Source organism: Streptomyces sp. SL06 (assembly GCF_058244745.1).
In genome coordinates, this window is record NZ_JBSYOT010000002.1 from 7,006,354 (window position 1) to 7,022,548 (window position 16,195).

Here is a 16,195-nt window from a genome sequence, read left to right on the forward strand (position 1 = left end):
GAGCGCACCGGCCAAGTCAATCCATCCCAGCCAGATCCAACGCGACTCAGATCCAACGCAACTCAGATCAACCCGACAAAGGGGAACCAGTATGAAGATCACCGTGGACGAGGAGAAATGCTGCGGTGCCGGCCAGTGCGTACTGATCGCACCGGAGGTGTTCGACCAGCGCGACGAGGACGGCATCGTCGTCCTGCTCGACTCCGAACCCGCCGCCGACCAGTACGAAGTGGTCCGCGAGTCCGCCACCGTCTGCCCCGCCGCCGCCATCCACCTGCACGAGGACGCGTGAGCACGCCGTCGAACGTACTCGTCGTCGGGGCCGGCGCCGCGGGCCTGGCCGTGGTGGAGAGCCTGCGCCGCAAGGGCTACCCCGGGCGGATCACCCTGCTCGGCGCCGAGACCGGTACACCGTACGACCGCCCGCCCCTGTCCAAGCAGGTACTCGCCGGCACCTGGGAGGCCGAGCGCACACACCTGCGAAGCCGGGACGCGCTGGACGCCCTGGACGCCGAGTTCGTCCTCGGCGAGCGCGCGCTGGCCCTCGACGCCGCCGCGCGCACCGTGCACACCGCGAGCGGGGCGGTACTGGAGGCGGAGGCCGTCGTCCTGGCCACCGGACTGCACCCGCGCGAACTGCCCGGCGTGTCGGACGTGGCAGGCGTGCATGTGCTGCGGACCCTCGACCACGCCACCCGACTGCGCGGCGAACTCCTTGCGGCCGAACGGGTCGTGGTCGTCGGCGACGGGGTGCTCGGCGCCGAGATCGCCGCCACGGCCCGCCACATGGGCGCCGACGTGACACTCACCGGGCCGCAGGCCGCCCCGATGCGGTCACAGCTGGGCCAGGACGTGGCCGGGCTGCTCGCCGCGCTCCACACCGAGCACGGGGTACGGCTGCGCCCGGACACGCTGGTGGAGGAGGTGGAGACGGCCGACGGACGCGTCACCGGTGTCCGCCCGGCCGGTGGTGCGAGCCTGACCGCCGATCTCGTCGTCTCGGCGGTCGGCAGCACCCCCGCCACCGACTGGCTGGCCGGCAGCGGGCTGGCGCTGGAGGACGGCGTCGTGTGCGACTCCCGCTGCCGCGCCGCCGACGGTGTCTACGCCGTCGGAGACGTGGCCCGCTTCCACCACGAGGGCCTCGGCCGGTCCCTGCGTCTGGAGAACCGCACCAACGCCACCGAACAGGCCATGCTGGTCGCGGCGAACATCCTGGGCGAGGACCGCCCCTACACCCCCGTCCCCTACTTCTGGACCGACCAACTCGGCGTCAAGATCCAGGTGTACGGGACACCCGCGCCCACCGCCACGACGCACATCGTCGAAGGCGACACGGAGCGGGGCCGGTTCGTCGCCCAGTACCTCGACGACGAGGGCCGTCCCGTGGCCGTCCTCGGCTGGAACATGCCCAAACAGGCACGCCTGCACCGCGGGCACCTCCTCGACCGGTACGTTCCCGCACCCCGGCCCGAACCCGCCGCCGTCCCACGGTGACCGAAGGCCACCGCCGGTCGACCGGCACACCTTGTCCACTCGCGCCACCCGCCTCCCCCCTGCACGACGGAGGCGCCCCCCACCGGAGGCCATCATGACCAGCACGCCCGCCGCCCCCGAGGCAAGCACCCTCGGCATTCCCGACTTCCCCCCGCCGCGCTCCGCGCAGTGCCCCTTCTCCGTGTCCCCCGACATGCGGGCGCTGACCGGGTACGGCCCGCTCACCCGGGTCCGCTCCTGGGGCGACAGCACCCCCTGGGCCGTGACCGGGCACGCCGAACAGAAGGCGCTGCTCTCCGACCCGCGCCTGAGCGTGGAGTTCACCCGGCCGGGCTTCCCCAGCCCCGTGGACCCGGCGCACGCCCACGCGGGCAGCACCGACCTGAGCTTCGTCGGCATGGACGACCCCGAACACGCCCGGCTGCGCCGCATGATCAGCGGCACCTTCACCATCAAACGCGTCGAGGCGCTGCGCCCCCGGGTCCAGCGGATGGCCGACGACTTCGTCGACGCCATGCTGGAAGGCCCCCGGCCCGCGGACCTCGTCCAGGCCCTCGCCCTGCCGATCCCCTCCCTGGTCATCTCCGAAATCCTCGGAGTCCCCTACGAGGACCACGAGTTCTTCCAGATCAACAGCAAGACCATCGTGTCCGCCGTCGCCAGTCCCGAGGAGCGCCAGACCGCTCACAGCAACCTCGGCACCTACCTCGACGACCTAGTCGGGCGCAAGCTCACCGAACCCGGCGACGATCTCCTCTCCACCCTCGGCGAGCAGATCAAGAGCGGCGAACTCACCCGCCGCGAGGCCGCCACGATGGGTGTGCTCCTGCTCCTGGGCGGACACGAGACCACCGCGAACATGATCAGCCTGGGGACGCTGCTGCTCCTGCAACACCCCGAGCAACTCGCCCTGATCCGCGACACGGACGACCCCGCCGTCGTCCGCGACGCGGTCGAGGAACTCCTGCGCTACCTCTCCATCGTCCACCTCGGCCGCCGGCGCACCGCCCTGGAGGACATCGACATCGCGGGCCACACGATCAAGGCCGGAGAGGGCGTCATCCTCCTCGGTGAACTCGCCAACCGCGACCCCTCGGTCTTCCCCGAGCCCGATCGCCTCGACCTCACCCGCAACGCCCGCCTGCACCAGGCCTTCGGCGCCGGCGCCCACCACTGCGTCGGCCAGCCCCTGGCCCGGATGGAACTCCAAGTCGTCTATCCCACCCTCTTCCGCCGCATCCCCACCCTCCGCGCCGCCGACGACCTCGACGCGATTCCCTTCAAGTACGACGCGATCATCTACGGCCTGCACGCCCTGCCCGTCACCTGGTGAGGTGACGAGCCGGCTGCGCTCGGTGTCCGGAGTCCCGGTTTCGGCCGGGGCTCCGGACACCTCGCCGTGGGCCCGCTCCGCCATCCGAGAGCCCGACGGCGTGGCATCCGCCGCGGGCGTATGCGCGGTGAAAAGCTACCCGCCGCCTTGTACGCCCGGAATGACGGCCCGACGCTTCGGCGCGGACCCGGCGCCACCGCCGCCGTGCGGCAGGCCGAACGTGAAGTGATCGTGAAGTGATGAGGAGTGCTCGACGCGTGCGACCCGTGGTGCGGGAGCGGAGGCGGGGAACGGGCCGGACGCCGGTGACCGGCCTCCCCGGTGACCGCCGCCTCCCGTCCCGGGTCCTGGGACGAATACCTCTCCTGGTCCGTCTCCCCGGCCCAGAGCGGCCCGTACTTCACCGGTGACCTTCAGGAGAGTTCCCCGTGCCCGTAGTCGACCAGCCCGCCCTCACCGCAGTCGAACCACCCCGGCGCAAGCCGGGCAACGCCGTCATCACGTGGTTGACCACGACCGATCACAAGACCATCGGCACCCTCTACTTCGTCACCACCTTCGTCTTCTTCCTGATCGGCGGGGTGATGGCCCTCGTGATCCGGGCCGAGCTGGCCCGGCCGGGCATGCAGGTCGTGTCCAACGAGCAGTTCAACCAGGCGTTCACGATGCACGGCACGATCATGCTGCTGATGTTCGCGACGCCGCTGTTTGCCGGCTTCGCGAACTGGATCATGCCGCTGCAGATCGGCGCGCCGGACGTGGCCTTCCCCCGGCTGAACATGCTCGCCTACTGGCTGTACCTGTTCGGCTCGCTGATCGCGGTGGGCGGCTTCCTGACCCCGCAGGGCGCGGCCGGCTTCGGCTGGTTCGCCTACTCGCCGCTGACGGACGCCGTGCACTCGCCGGGCGTCGGCGGCGACCTGTGGATCATGGGCCTGGCCTTCTCCGGCTTCGGCACCATCCTCGGCTCGGTCAACTTCATCACCACCATCGTCTGCATGCGCGGGCCGGGCATGACCATGTTCCGCATGCCGATCTTCACCTGGAACGTGCTGCTGACCGGTGTGCTGGTCCTGTTCGCCTTCCCGGTGCTGGCCGCGGCCCTGCTGGCGCTGGAGGCGGACCGCAAGTTCGGTGCGCACATCTTCGAAGCGTCCAACGGCGGGGCACTGCTGTGGCAGCACCTCTTCTGGTTCTTCGGGCATCCGGAGGTGTACATCATCGCGTTGCCGTTCTTCGGCATCGTCAGTGAGATCATCCCGGTCTTCTCCCGCAAGCCGATCTTCGGTTACATGGGCCTGATCGGCGCCACGATCGCGATCGCTGGTCTGTCGGTGGTGGTGTGGGCCCACCACATGTTCGTGACGGGGGGTGTTCTGCTGCCCTTCTTCTCGTTCATGTCCTTCCTGATCGCGGTCCCGACCGGGGTGAAGTTCTTCAACTGGATCGGCACCATGTGGAAGGGCTCGCTCAGTTTCGAGACGCCCATGCTGTGGGCCGCGGGCTTCCTCGTCACCTTCCTCCTCGGCGGTCTGACCGGGGTGCTGCTGGCCTCGCCGCCGCTGGACTTCCACGTCTCGGACTCGTACTTCGTGGTGGCGCACTTCCACTACGTGGTGTTCGGCACGGTGGTGTTCGCGATGTTCGGGGGCTTCTACTACTGGTGGCCGAAGTTCACCGGCAAGCTGCTCGACGAACGCATCGGCAAGGTCCACTTCTGGACGCTGTTCGTCGGCTTCCACACCACGTTCCTGGTCCAGCACTGGCTGGGCGCCGAGGGCATGCCGCGCCGCTATGCCGACTACCTCGCCTCCGACGGCTTCACCGCCCTCAACACCACCTCCAGCATCGGATCCTTCCTCCTCGGATGCTCGATGCTGCCGTTCATGTACAACGTGTGGAAGACGGCCAGGTACGGCAGGCCGGTCGACGCGGACGACCCGTGGGGCTACGGCCGTTCCCTGGAGTGGGCGACCTCCTGCCCGCCGCCGCGGCACAACTTCCTCACGCTGCCGCGCATCCGCAGCGAGTCCCCCGCCTTCGACCTGCACCACCCGGGCCTGTCGAGAATCGACCTGGAGGAGAACGCCGGCCGTCGTGACGCCGTCGAGCCGGAAGCGCACAGCCGCGCGAAGCGCCCCCCGCTCGACGAGACCGAGTAGCCGCTCGGGCATGGCGATCCCGAAGGACGGCGCGGACGACCCCGTCGGCGTCGGCATGCGGCAGTTGGAGGGGTTTTTGCTGTGGCAGTCGGAGGTGGAGCGGGCTCGGGCGGAGGCCGAACAGACCGCCGACGCACTGGACTGGCTGACCTCGGCCCAGCGCGAGGCGCTCGTCTCCCGCCTCGCGGAGCGGCAGCTCCTGCTGTCGCGGCAGTACGTGGAACGCACGGCGCGCCGGGCACAGGAATTGAGGGGCGAGTACGAGCGCCGCTACGCCGTGCTGAGGGCGCGGCTGCTCGCCCTGGCACTGGCCGCTCTCGCGGCGACCGTCTTCGCGGTACGCCTGATCGCGTGAGGCGCGACCCGGGTCCGACGACAGGTGAGGGGCCATGAGATGACGGACGACGACCGCCGGGCGGGTCTGCCGCCCGGCGCGGACGCCGGCGTGCTGGCGGACCGCCTCAAGGAGCGCATCTACGCGACCATCACGATGATCGCCGTGGTGGTCGGCCTGTCCTTCACCGACGTGGGTTCCCTCGGCGCCGTCGCCACCGTCCTGACGACCGCGCTGGGCCTGTGGCTCGCGGCGTTCGTCGCCGACCAGCAGGCGCACCGCACGGTCCACCGCCGGCTCGCCGCCGGCCGCGAACTGCGCCGCATGCTGTACGTCAGCAGCCCGCTGCTGTCGTGTGCCGCGGGCCCGGCCGTGCTGATCGGCCTGGCCGCGCTTGACGTGCTCTCCCTGCACGCCGCGTTGTGGGCGTCGGCGGGCGTCGGCGTCGTCTCCCTCTTCCTGTGGGGCTGCCTGGGCGGACTGCGCATGGGGGACGGAGTCCTGGTGGCCGCGCTGGCGGGCCTCGCCGACGCGGTGATCGGCGTGGCCGTGGCCCTGGTGAAGGCGGCTGCCGGGCACTGACGCGGCGGGGTACCGCACAGACCCGCGTGCGACGAGGCTTAGCGGCGCGTGTAGGTGGAAACGACTACTCCGGAACGGTTGTCGTAATCATGAAGCGGCGGCCAGTCGACAAGGGGGAGGGGCACGTCATGAAGGATGCACCCTTATGTCTGAGGCCGCGGGTGGAACCACCTCTGGCCCGGCTGCTCGGGGACGTACCGTTCCTGCACTCGCTGGTCGACGCGCTCGGCTCACCGCTCAACGTGCTGCTCCCGGAGGTCGTCGCCGACAACGCCGAGCGTTTCCGTGCCGTCTACCGCCGGCACCACCTCGCCGGACGCGTGTACTTCGCGCACAAGGCGAACCGTTCCAGCGCCCTGGTGCGCAGGCTCGCGGCCTGCGACCCGGCGGCCGTCGGGGTCGACGTGGCCTCCCTGGCGGAGTTGCGGCACGTGCTGGGCTGCGGCTTCACGGGTGACCGGGTGATGGCCACCGGCCCCAAGGACCGGGAGTTCCTGTGGCTGGCGGCCCGGGTGGGGGCGACGGTGAACCTGGACTCGCCCGGCGAGCTGGAGCAACTGGCGGCCCTGGTGCACGAGTACGGGCTGGGCAGGGTGGACGTACTCGTGCGGCTGTCGGGATTCGAGTCGGCCGCGGGACCCGGCGGCGCGGGCACGAGGGTGCTCTCACGCCGCAGCCGCTTCGGCACGCCGGTCGCCGACGCGGACGACCTGTGGCGGGCACTCGAACGTCACGCGGGCGCCGTCCGGCTGACCGGTCTGGCCTACCACCTGGACACCACCGGGCTGGAGGAGAAGGTTCGGGCCCTGGAGCAGTGCGTGCTGCTGATGGACGAGTGCCGGGCGCGGGGCCTCGACCCGCGGGCCGTCGACATCGGCGGCGGCTTCGGCGTCGGCTATGTCGAGGACGCGGGGGAGTGGGAGCGCTGGACCACCGCGCTGAGCGAGGCGGTACTCGGCACCCGGCCGCCGCTGACCTGGCGCGGCCACGGCTACGGGCTGCGCAACGAGGGCGGCACGGTGCGCGGGGCCGCCGCGCTGTATCCCGCCCACCGTCCCGTCGCGGGCCCCGGCTACCTCGACGAACTGCTCTCGCGCCCCGCGCCCGTGCTGGGCCGGTCGCCCGCCACCCTGCTCCTTGAACACCTGCACGACCTGTACGTCGAACCCGGCCGCGCCCTGGTCGACCAGGCCGGACTGTCGCTGGCGCGGGTGCTGGACGTGCGGCCCACGGGCGACGACCCCGGCCGGTACCTGGTGCGCCTCGGCATGAACGCCGGGGACGTGAGCCTGGAGGAGCACGGTGTCCTCGTCGACCCCGTACTGCTGCCCCGCGGTGGAGCGCCGGCGGGCGATGGCGAGGAGGGGCCGGTCGGGGTCCACCTCGTCGGCAATCTCTGTCTGGAGGCCGATCTGATCACCCGCCGCCTCGTCTTCCTCCCCCGGCTGCCGCGCGCCGGCGACCTGCTGGCCTTCGTCAACACCGCCGGCTATGCCATGGACTTCCACGCCCACCGCGCGCAACGGCAGCCGGTCGCGCGGACCGTGGCGGCCGAGCGGGAGGGCGAGTCCTGGCGCTGGCGCCCGGACGAGGACTACTGGCCGATCACACACCCGCAGGGAGCGCAGTCATGAGGTACGACAGCATCACGGAGGCCATCGGCAACACACCGCTGGTCCGCATCGACCCCGCCGTGCACGGACTGCGCCACATCGACCTCTACGCCAAGCTCGAGATGCTCAATCCGTTCGGGTCGGTGAAGGACCGGCCGGCCTGGCACATGGCCCGCCCCCATCTGGAGACGGCGGCCGGCGGCGACGGGACGGTGGTGGAACTCTCCAGCGGCAACACGGCCAAGGCGCTCGCGCTGCTGGCCGGAATGCACGGGCTGAGGTTCAAGAGCGTGACCAACCGGATGCGCGTCCCCGAGATCAAGGAGCTGCTTCTGCTCCTCGGCGCCGAGATCGAGGAACTCCCGGGGCAGAGCGAGTGTCTGGACCCCACGGACACCGACGATCCGCTGACCCGCTTCCACCAGGCCCTCTCGGAGCCCGGGAGCACGTACCTGCACACCGACCAGTACTTCAACCCGCGCAACGTCGAGGCGCACGCGGAGGGGACGGGGCCGGAGATAGTCAAGGACCTGGACGGGCGGGCACCGGACTGGTTCGTCGCCTGTGTCGGCACGGCCGGCTCGTCGACCGGGGTCGCCAGGGTGCTGCGCGAACACGACCCGGACGTGGCCGTTCTGGGGCTGGTGGCCGACAAGTCGGACTTCATACCCGGCATCCGCACCATCGACGAGGTCCATCAGGTCGGCCTGTTCGACCCCGCCACCTACGACTCCATCGCGTCGGTCACCTCCCAGGAGGCCATCGACGGGATGATCACCCTCATCCGCCGCTGCGGACTGCTGTCGGGACCCACCGGCGGGGCCGCCTACCACGGGGCCGTCCGGCATCTGGCGTCCGTCGACGCCGAGTTGGAGGGCACCGGCCGTCGTCGGACGGCCGTGTTCATCGTGTGCGACCGTGCCGAGAGCTACCTCAGTTACGTACGGCAGCGCCGTCCCGAGCTGCTGGGCAAACCCCGGCGCGGGCACTCCCTCGCGTCGTTGGGCGACCACGAGGCCCAGGCGGAGGCCCGGGTCGTCGGCGTCGAGGACGCCCGGCGCTGGATCGCGCAGGTCGACCCCCGCCCGCTGGTGGTCGACCTGCGAGGTCCGCACGCCTACGCGGCCCTGCACATCGAGGGCTCGGTGAACATCGTCGACGAGGTCTTCGAGGAACTCGTCAGGGGAGGGCTCCCCTTCAGCAGGCGGACGCCCGTGCTGCTGGCCTGCCCGGTCGGTGAGAAGTCCCTGCGCTACGCCGCGCTGCTGACCCGCATGGGCCATCCTGACGTGCGCAGCCTGGCGGGCGGGATCGTCGCCTGGCGGGACGCGGGCCAACCACTGGTGAGGGAGTGAACCCATGGCTGACGAGGCACATGACGCGGACGCCCGCTGGCAGCGGGAACTGCGGGAGCAGTTCCCCATCATCACCGCCCACCCCGAGCTGTCGTACCTGGACAGCGCGGCCACCTCGCAGAAGCCGCGGGCCGTCCTGGACGCCGTCCAGACCTACCTCACGACGTCCAACGCCAACGCCGGCCGCGGCACCTACCCCTGGGCCAACCGGACCACGGCACTGCTGGAACGGGCTCGTGAGCGGGTCAAGGAGTTCCTCGGGGACGGGGATCCGGAGTGCTCCGGTGTCCACTTCACCAGCGGCACCACCGAGGGCCTGCGCACCGTCGCCCGCGACTGGCTCGAACCGCGGCTCGCCGACGGCGACGAGATACTCGTCCCGTTCGCCGACCACCGTGCCAACCTCGAACCCTGGATCGAGGTCCGGCAGACGCTCGCCCGGCGCGGGGTCGACGTGTCGGTCAGGGCGCTGCCCCGCCAGGAGGTCTCCGGCGACTACGACCACCGCGCCCTCGCCCGCGCCGTCGGGCCCCGCACCCGCTTCGTCGCCGCCACCCACGTCCACCACGTGTACGGCGGCGACATGAACGTCCATCGCCTGCGCGCCGCGGTCGGCCCGGACGTACCGATCTGCCTGGACGCCGCGCAGAGCGTCGGCCACCTGCCCGTCCGCGTCGGCGAGGGAGGGCTCGACGTCGATTTCGTCGTCTTCTCGGGCCACAAGGCGTTCGCCCTTCCCGGGACGGGCGCGGTGTGGGCGCGCAACACCCGGGGCCCCGCCCTGCGGCCCTCCGGCTGGCAGGGCACACCCAACACGGCGGGCATCGTGTCGCTGCTGGCCGCTCTCGACTGGCTGGACGCGGCCGGCCAGGAGCGGATCGCCCGCCACGTCACCCGGCTGACCACCCGGCTGACCGACCGGCTGCGCCGCCTCACCGCGTACGAGGTCCTCGGCTGCCCCGCCAGCCTGGCCGCCGACTCCGCACAGCCCGAGGCGCAGCGGCGGCACGGCATCGTCACCTTCCGGCACCGCGACATCCCCTCCGACGACCTCGGCTTCATTCTCTACAGCCACGGTTTCATGGTCCGGGCCGACAGCCTGTGCCAGGCGGGCGCCGACGACAAGGACGGATCCGTACGGGTGAGCCTGCACATCCACAACACCGAGGAGGAGATCGAGAGCCTGCTGGCCGTTCTCGCCTCGTTGGATCCCGGCTCGGATCTCACCGCGGGCGAGTGATTGGCGATTGATTATCGTTTCCATCTGTAGATTGCGCGGTAGTCGCGAACAGATGAGAGACGAAAGAGGTGGCGCGATCAGATGGGCGTGAGCATGGATACGGCCAGTACGTGGGTGGAGCGCTGGGAGCGGCAGCAGCAGCGGTACGCGGTGGACCGGGAGGAGCGCTTCACCGTGATCTCCGACGTGGTGGAGCACCTGTGCGCCGACCGCGACCGGCCCGTCCTGCTGGACCTCGGGTGCGGCCCCGGCTCCCTGTCCGCCAGGCTCGCGCACCGTCTGTCGGACGCGGAGATCGTCGCGGTGGACATGGACCCCGTGCTGCTGGAACTGGGGCGCACCCATCACGCGGACGCCGCCCGCTACGTGGACGCGGTGATCGGCGAGGACGGCTGGACCGAGGCTCTGCACCTGGACCGCAGCCCGGACGTCGCCGTCTCGACGACCGCGCTGCACTACCTCCCGGAAGCGGTCCTGCTGCGGACGTACGAGAGCCTCGCCGCCCTCCTCGCCCCCGGCGGGGCCCTGGTCAACGGGGACCACTTCCCTCCGGACGGTTCGCTGTGCTCCGACCTGACCGCCCACGTCGGGCGCCGCCGGGCCGAGCGCGCGGGCGGCCACGGTCACGAGGACTGGGAGTCCTGGTGGACGGCGGTGGCCGCCGACCCGGAGCTGGCCGATCTGTACGAGCAGCGAAAGCGCAGCCGCCCGTCCACCGACGGCGGCAACCGGCACCTCTCCGTGGGCCGGCACACCGACCTGCTGCGCCGGGCGGGATTCCGGCACGTCACACCGGTGTGGCAGGTCGGGGACAGCTGCGTCCTCGTGGCGGTGAAGGACTGACGCGCGGAGCCGTCCGCCGGGCGCAGGACGCCGGGGGATAGACTCCCGCGCATGGTCCGATCGTCCCGTGGTGAGGCGACCTCCGGGATGTGGCGCCGCGAGGCGGGCACCGTGGTGCGCCCGGTCGCGGCGGTCCCCGAACAGGCCGCGGTCCCCTTCGCCATCACCGCCGGGTTCCGCATTCCCCCCGTTCCCACCGAGTGGGCGCCGCACTCGCACACCTTGCACGAACTCGTCTGGGTGCGCGGGGGAACCGTGACCTCCCGGGTGGCCGACCGCGTCTTCACCGTGTCCGAGGGGCACGGACTGTGGATGCCCGCCGGCATGGTGCACGGCGGGCGCGCGACGGCGGGCGCGGAGTTCTACGACGCCTTCTTCGCCCCCGACCGCACGCCGTTCGCGTTCGGGGAGCCGAAGACGATCGAGATGACGCCGCTGCTCGATTCGCTGCTGACCCACCTCTCCCGCACGGACCTGGACGCGGCGGCCAGGGCGCGGGCTGAGTCGGTCGTGTTCGACGTGCTCCAGCCCTCACCACGCCAGTTCGCGTTGCACCTGCCCAACGACCCCCGGATCGACGCGATCGCCGAAGCCCTGCTGGACGATCCCGCCGACTGCCGCTCGCTGGAGGAGTGGGCGCGCCGGCTGGGAGTCAGCGACCGCACGATCACCCGCGCCTTCCGTCACGCGACGGGTCTCTCCTTCGCGCAGTGGCGGCAGATGCTGCGGGTGCACCGCGCGCTGACGCTCCTCTCCGAGGGCTTCGACGTGATGACCGTCTCCGAGACGCTGGGCTACGCGCAGCCCAGCTCCTTCATCGCCGCCTTCCGGCGGGTCATGGGCACCACGCCCGGCGCGTTCTTCGACACGGGCGGCGACACCCCCGGGAATGTCCGGAATCCCGTATCGGGTGTCCAGAACTCCTGATTGTCGACACCGCGAGCGGAATATAACCTTCTCGGAGTTAGGTGACCCTTAGTTGTTGCTCGCCGCGCACGGCGCTTTCCCGTGCGCGAGGGAGCGTGCGGCCCGGCCGGTGAAGGCCGGACGGAGGGTGCCGCAGCCCTGCCCCTCCGAGCACCCGGAACCATCGATGTTCACAAGCCCCTTCCGGCACACCGTCCACCCGGTGGCCGAGCCCGCCGCGTCGGCGGCCGCCCTCAACGGACACGACCTGGTACTGCGCTACGGCGGCACACCGGTCGTCCACGGCGTCTCGATCGACCTCCGGCCCGGCCGCGCGACCGCCCTGGTCGGGCCGAACGGCAGCGGCAAGTCCACGCTGCTGCGCGCGCTCTCCCGACTGCACCGGCTGGACGGCGGCCGGGTGACGCTCGGCGCCGCCGAGGGACAGCCGGAGCGCGACGCCGCCCTGCTCAGCGCCCGCCAGTTCGCCCGCGAGGTCACGCTGTTCTCCCAGTCGAGGCCCGCGCCCCAGGGGCTGACGGTCGCGGAGGTCGTGGCGTTCGGACGCCACCCCTACCGGCGCGGCTTCGCCGGCCCGACCGCCGAGGACCGGACCGCCGTCGACCACGCCATGGGCGTCACCGGCGTCCGCGACATGGCCGGCCGCCCGGTCGGAGAACTCTCCGGCGGGGAGATGCAGCGAGTCTGGCTCGCGGCCTGCCTGGCCCAGGACACCGGCGTCGTGCTGCTGGACGAACCGACCAACCACCTGGACCTGCGCTACCAGATCGAGACCCTCGACCTGGTGCGCGATCTCGTCGAGGAACACGGCATCGCGGTCGGGATCGTGCTGCACGACCTCGACCAGGCGTCCCGTGTCGCGGACACGCTGGTCCTGATGCGCTCCGGCCGCGTGCATGCGGCGGGCGCACCGGCCGACGTGCTCACCGCCGAGAACATCGGCGAGGTCTACGACATCCGGGTCGAGGTCGGCGTCGATCCCCGCACCGGCCGTCTGCGCATCGACCCGATCGGGCGCCACCCCGTCTGACGCGGCCCGCCCGCCGCCTCGACGCGTCACAAGCCACTCGCCCAACGAATCGCAAGAAGCACGCAAGAAGAACGCAAGAAAGAGGACCCCTCATGAACCGTGCCCGTCGTCTGGCGGCGGCAGCCTCCACAGGGCTCGTCGTCCTCACCGCAGCGGCCTGCGGCACGACCGACGTCGACAAGGCCGAGGCCGGCAGCAGCGCCTCCGCGTCGCCCGCGTCGAAGAGCTGCGCCGAGGACACCACGACCACCTCGACGAAGCCGGTCTCCTTCAAGGACGGCGTCGGCCGGCAGGTGAAGCTCGACAAGCCCGCCCGACGGATCGCGGTCCTGGAATGGCAGCAGGTCGAGGACGCGCTGACGCTGTGCGTCACCCCCACCGCGGTCTCCGACGCGAAGGGCTACAGCACCTGGGTCAGCGCGGAGAAGCTGCCCGCCGGGGTGAAGGACATCGGCACCCGCGAGGAGCCCGACCTCGACACCCTGTATGCGGCCAAGCCCGACCTCATCGTCGTGGAGGCGTTCGACGCCGACGACGAGACCATCACGAAGCTGGAGAAGCGCGGCGTGCCCGTGATGGCCACGCGGGGCGCCGACCCGGACGACCCGATCGGGAACATGCGCGAGGTGTTCAGCATGATCGGCAAGGCGACGGGGCGCACCGAGCGGGCCGACCAGGTGCTCAACGAGTTCGACCAGCACCTGGCGACGGCGAAGAAGCAGGTCACCGACGCCGACCTGCCGACGAAGGACTTCCTGTTCTTCGACGGCTGGCTGGAGGGAAGCAACCTCACCATCCGCCCCTACAGCGACGGCGCCCTGTTCACCGAGATAGGCAAGGAACTCGGCATGACCCCCGCGTGGACCAACGACGTCAACAAGGCCCACGGAGACGGCGGCGTCGACCCCGCCTACGGCCTCGCGCAGACCGACGTTCGAGGGACTCACCGCGGTCGGTGACGCCAACCTCTTCTACGCCAACGACGAGGGCGCCGGCGGTTACGTCGCCGCGCTGGCCAAGAACCCGATCTGGAAGACCCTGCCGGCCGTGAAGGAAGGCCGCGCGCACGCCTTCCCGGCGCGGGTGTGGGGCGCCGGCGGTCCGCGCTCCTGCGAGCAGGCGATCGACGCCTACGTCGACGTACTCGAAAAGAAGTGAGCGCACCGCAGACCTCGGCGCCCGTGAAGGGGTCGCCGCCGCGCACCGAGCGCGGCGGCGGCCCCGCCGGTGCGGCCGTCCTGGCACTCCTGCTCGTCCTGACCGCCCTGGTGGGGATGTGGCACCTGACCCAGGGGACCTCGGGCGTCGGCGTCGGCGACCTGGTGCGCCACCTCGCCGGGCAACGGGAACAGGCCGGCGGCGCGCCGGTCGGTGAGATCCTCACCGGCTCGCGCCTGCCGCGCCTGCTCGCGGGCGTGGCCGTGGGTTTCGCCCTCGGCTGCGCCGGCGCGCTGCTCCAGTCCGTCACGCACAACGCGCTCGCCTCGCCCGACACCCTCGCCGTCACGGCCGGGGCCTACTTCACGATCACACTCGTCGCGGCCTTCGGCCTCGCCGTACCGCTGTGGGCGTCGGGCGCCGTGGCCTTCGTCGGCGGCATGATCGCGGCGTCGCTCGTACTGCTGCTGGCGGGCCGGGCCGCGGGTACCGCGGGCACCCGCCTCATCCTCGCCGGATCGGCGACGGCGTTGGCCCTGGACGCGGCGACCGGGATGCTCCTCATCCTGTTCAAGCAGAACACCACCGGTCTCTACGCCTGGGGGAGCGGTTCGCTCGCGCAGCTGAACATCGACGCGTCCCTGCGCGCCTACCCCCTCATGGCCGTGGTGCTGTGCGTCGCGCTGGCCCTGTCCCGGCGGCTGGACGTGATGAACCTCGGCGACGACGCGGCGGCCACCCTCGGCGTGCCGATCCGGGCCACCCGCGTGGCCGCCGTGATCTGCGCGGTGCTCCTCACCAGTACGGCGGTGACCCTCGCCGGCCCGATCTCCTTCGTCGGCCTCGGCGCCCCCGTCCTGGTCCGCCTGATCGCGGGGCGGGTGGGGGCGCTGCGCCGGCACCTCATGCTGGTGCCCGCGGCCGGGCTGGTCGGCGCGCTGCTCATCCTCCTCGCGGACGTGTCCCTGCGCGCGGTGCAGGGCGCGGACGGGGCCGCGTCCATCCCCACCGGAGTGCCGACCGCGCTGCTCGGCTCCGTCGTGATCGTGGTCCTCGCGCTGCGCCTGCGTGACACGGGCGGGCTCAGGCGGCCACCGCACGCACGGGTCGCCGTCCGCTCGCGCCGCGCGTTCCTCCTCGTCGTGTTCGGCTCGGTGGCACTCCTGGCCGTGGCGGTCCTCGTCGCGGTCCTGGCGGGAAGCCTCTGGCTGCGCACGGGGGACATCGTGCTCTGGGCCCGGGGCGCCGCCCCGGACCTGATCGGCCAGGCGCTCGACGACCGGGTCCCGCGCGTGACCGCGGCGGTGCTCGCCGGCGCCGCGCTGGGACTGGCCGGATGCGTCGTGCAGAGCGCGGTGCGCAACCCGCTGGCCGAGCCCGGGGTGCTCGGCATCACGGCGGGCGCCGGGCTGGGTGCGGCGAGCGTCGTCACGTCGGGCCTGCCCGGCGGGCGGCCGGTGCTCATCGCGGTCGCGGTCGCGGCGGGGCTCGCCACGTTCGCGTTGATCACCCTGCTGGCCTGGCGCGGCGGCTTCCTGCCCGACCGGTTCGTACTGATCGGCATCGGCTGCGGCTACGGCCTCAGCTCGATCACCACCTTCCTCCTGCTGCGCGCCGACCCGTACAACACGCCCCGGATCTTCACCTGGCTGTCCGGCACCACCTACGGCCGCACGCTGCCCGACGTGGTACCGGTCGCGGTGGCCCTGGCGCTCGCGCTTCCCGTGCTGCTCGCCATGCGTGGCCGGCTCGACCTGCTCGCCGTCGACGAGGACACCCCGCGCATCGTCGGCGTCAGGGTCGAACGCGTACGCTTCGCCGCGCTGGCGATCGCCGCGGTGCTCTCGGCGCTCAGCGTGATCGCCGTCGGCGTCGTCGGCTTCGTGGGACTCGTCGCCCCGCACCTCGCCCGCTCGCTGGTGGGTGCCCGGCACGCCCGCGCGATCCCGGTCGCGATGCTGCTCGGCGGGCTGCTGGTGTGCGTGGCCGACACCCTCGGCCGCACGCTTGTGGCACCCGCGCAGGTGCCGGCGGGCCTCATGATCGCGCTGGTCGGCGCTCCGTACTTCGTCTGGGTGCTCCGGCAGTCGCGCGGATGACCGGCCGCCCGCCCGCGGGAGC

At 71.8% G+C, this 16,195-nt stretch carries 13 protein-coding genes and 1 pseudogene; all 14 read left to right on the top strand.

The features are described 5' to 3' along the window. The first annotated feature begins 91 nt into the window (after positions 1 to 91). The 14 genes and pseudogenes from AC4IHM_RS32020 (at position 92) to AC4IHM_RS32085 (ending at position 16,173) form a co-directional block, all read left to right on the top strand. Positions 92 to 292, top strand: coding sequence for a ferredoxin (locus AC4IHM_RS32020; RefSeq protein WP_490870455.1), 201 nt, complete (start codon positions 92 to 94; stop codon positions 290 to 292). Beyond that, positions 289 to 1,497, top strand: coding sequence for an NAD(P)/FAD-dependent oxidoreductase (locus tag AC4IHM_RS32025; RefSeq protein ID WP_490870456.1), 1,209 nt, complete (start codon positions 289 to 291; stop codon positions 1,495 to 1,497). The genes AC4IHM_RS32020 and AC4IHM_RS32025 overlap by 4 nt, the downstream gene beginning before the upstream one ends. 94 nt (positions 1,498 to 1,591) lie before the next feature. Beyond that, entirely contained in the window at positions 1,592 to 2,830 is a 1,239-nt protein-coding gene (locus AC4IHM_RS32030; RefSeq protein ID WP_490870457.1) for a cytochrome P450, read from the top strand. Positions 2,831 to 3,258: 428 nt separating this feature from the next. Continuing rightward, positions 3,259 to 4,992, top strand: a complete 1,734-nt coding sequence (gene ctaD / locus AC4IHM_RS32035) for an aa3-type cytochrome oxidase subunit I (RefSeq protein WP_490870458.1) — start codon at positions 3,259 to 3,261, stop codon at positions 4,990 to 4,992. Positions 4,993 to 5,002: 10 nt separating this feature from the next. Continuing rightward, complete coding sequence (locus tag AC4IHM_RS32040; protein ID WP_490870459.1) at positions 5,003 to 5,347, top strand: hypothetical protein; 345 nt, start codon at positions 5,003 to 5,005, stop codon at positions 5,345 to 5,347. A gap of 39 nt (positions 5,348 to 5,386) precedes the next feature. Then, entirely contained in the window at positions 5,387 to 5,908 is a 522-nt protein-coding gene (locus AC4IHM_RS32045; RefSeq protein ID WP_490870460.1) for a hypothetical protein, read from the top strand. A 128-nt stretch (positions 5,909 to 6,036) separates the two neighbouring features. After that, the gene (locus AC4IHM_RS32050) at positions 6,037 to 7,542 is read left to right on the top strand and encodes a Y4yA family PLP-dependent enzyme (protein ID WP_490870461.1); all 1,506 of its coding nucleotides are present in this window, start codon (positions 6,037 to 6,039) and stop codon (positions 7,540 to 7,542) included. Continuing rightward, positions 7,539 to 8,876, top strand: coding sequence for a pyridoxal-phosphate dependent enzyme (locus AC4IHM_RS32055; RefSeq protein ID WP_490870462.1), 1,338 nt, complete (start codon positions 7,539 to 7,541; stop codon positions 8,874 to 8,876). Before AC4IHM_RS32050 ends, AC4IHM_RS32055 begins: the two co-directional genes overlap by 4 nt. A 4-nt stretch (positions 8,877 to 8,880) precedes the next feature. Further along, positions 8,881 to 10,116, top strand: a complete 1,236-nt coding sequence (locus AC4IHM_RS32060) for an aminotransferase class V-fold PLP-dependent enzyme (RefSeq protein WP_490870463.1) — start codon at positions 8,881 to 8,883, stop codon at positions 10,114 to 10,116. An 81-nt stretch (positions 10,117 to 10,197) separates the two neighbouring features. Continuing rightward, positions 10,198 to 10,959 (top strand): class I SAM-dependent methyltransferase, encoded by a 762-nt coding sequence (locus AC4IHM_RS32065; RefSeq protein WP_490870464.1) that lies wholly within the window; start codon positions 10,198 to 10,200, stop codon positions 10,957 to 10,959. 51 nt (positions 10,960 to 11,010) lie between these two features. Continuing rightward, entirely contained in the window at positions 11,011 to 11,886 is an 876-nt protein-coding gene (locus AC4IHM_RS32070; RefSeq protein ID WP_490870465.1) for a helix-turn-helix domain-containing protein, read from the top strand. 166 nt (positions 11,887 to 12,052) lie between these two features. Then, positions 12,053 to 12,916 carry an ABC transporter ATP-binding protein gene (locus tag AC4IHM_RS32075; protein WP_490870466.1) on the top strand — a complete coding sequence of 288 codons (864 nt, stop codon included), beginning with the start codon at positions 12,053 to 12,055 and terminating at the stop codon, positions 12,914 to 12,916. Positions 12,917 to 13,008: 92 nt separating this feature from the next. Then, positions 13,009 to 14,074 (top strand): annotated as a pseudogene (locus AC4IHM_RS32080) (iron-siderophore ABC transporter substrate-binding protein). Beyond that, positions 14,071 to 16,173, top strand: a complete 2,103-nt coding sequence (locus AC4IHM_RS32085; protein WP_490870467.1) for an iron ABC transporter permease — start codon at positions 14,071 to 14,073, stop codon at positions 16,171 to 16,173. The pseudogene AC4IHM_RS32080 and the gene AC4IHM_RS32085 overlap by 4 nt, the downstream one beginning before the upstream one ends. Positions 16,174 to 16,195: the final 22 nt, after the last annotated feature.

What these genes read in the sequence shown, in the direction of transcription:
- AC4IHM_RS32020 (WP_490870455.1), top strand. Translation starts at nt 92, where the DNA reads ATGAAGATCACCGTGGACGAGGAGAAATGCTGCGGTGCCGGCCAGTGC.
- AC4IHM_RS32030 (WP_490870457.1), top strand. Translation starts at nt 1,592, where the DNA reads ATGACCAGCACGCCCGCCGCCCCCGAGGCAAGCACCCTCGGCATTCCC.
- AC4IHM_RS32040 (WP_490870459.1), top strand. Translation starts at nt 5,003, where the DNA reads ATGGCGATCCCGAAGGACGGCGCGGACGACCCCGTCGGCGTCGGCATG.
- AC4IHM_RS32045 (WP_490870460.1), top strand. Translation starts at nt 5,387, where the DNA reads ATGACGGACGACGACCGCCGGGCGGGTCTGCCGCCCGGCGCGGACGCC.
- AC4IHM_RS32050 (WP_490870461.1), top strand. Translation starts at nt 6,037, where the DNA reads ATGAAGGATGCACCCTTATGTCTGAGGCCGCGGGTGGAACCACCTCTG.
- AC4IHM_RS32055 (WP_490870462.1), top strand. Translation starts at nt 7,539, where the DNA reads ATGAGGTACGACAGCATCACGGAGGCCATCGGCAACACACCGCTGGTC.
- AC4IHM_RS32060 (WP_490870463.1), top strand. Translation starts at nt 8,881, where the DNA reads ATGGCTGACGAGGCACATGACGCGGACGCCCGCTGGCAGCGGGAACTG.
- AC4IHM_RS32065 (WP_490870464.1), top strand. Translation starts at nt 10,198, where the DNA reads ATGGGCGTGAGCATGGATACGGCCAGTACGTGGGTGGAGCGCTGGGAG.
- AC4IHM_RS32070 (WP_490870465.1), top strand. Translation starts at nt 11,011, where the DNA reads ATGGTCCGATCGTCCCGTGGTGAGGCGACCTCCGGGATGTGGCGCCGC.
- AC4IHM_RS32075 (WP_490870466.1), top strand. Translation starts at nt 12,053, where the DNA reads ATGTTCACAAGCCCCTTCCGGCACACCGTCCACCCGGTGGCCGAGCCC.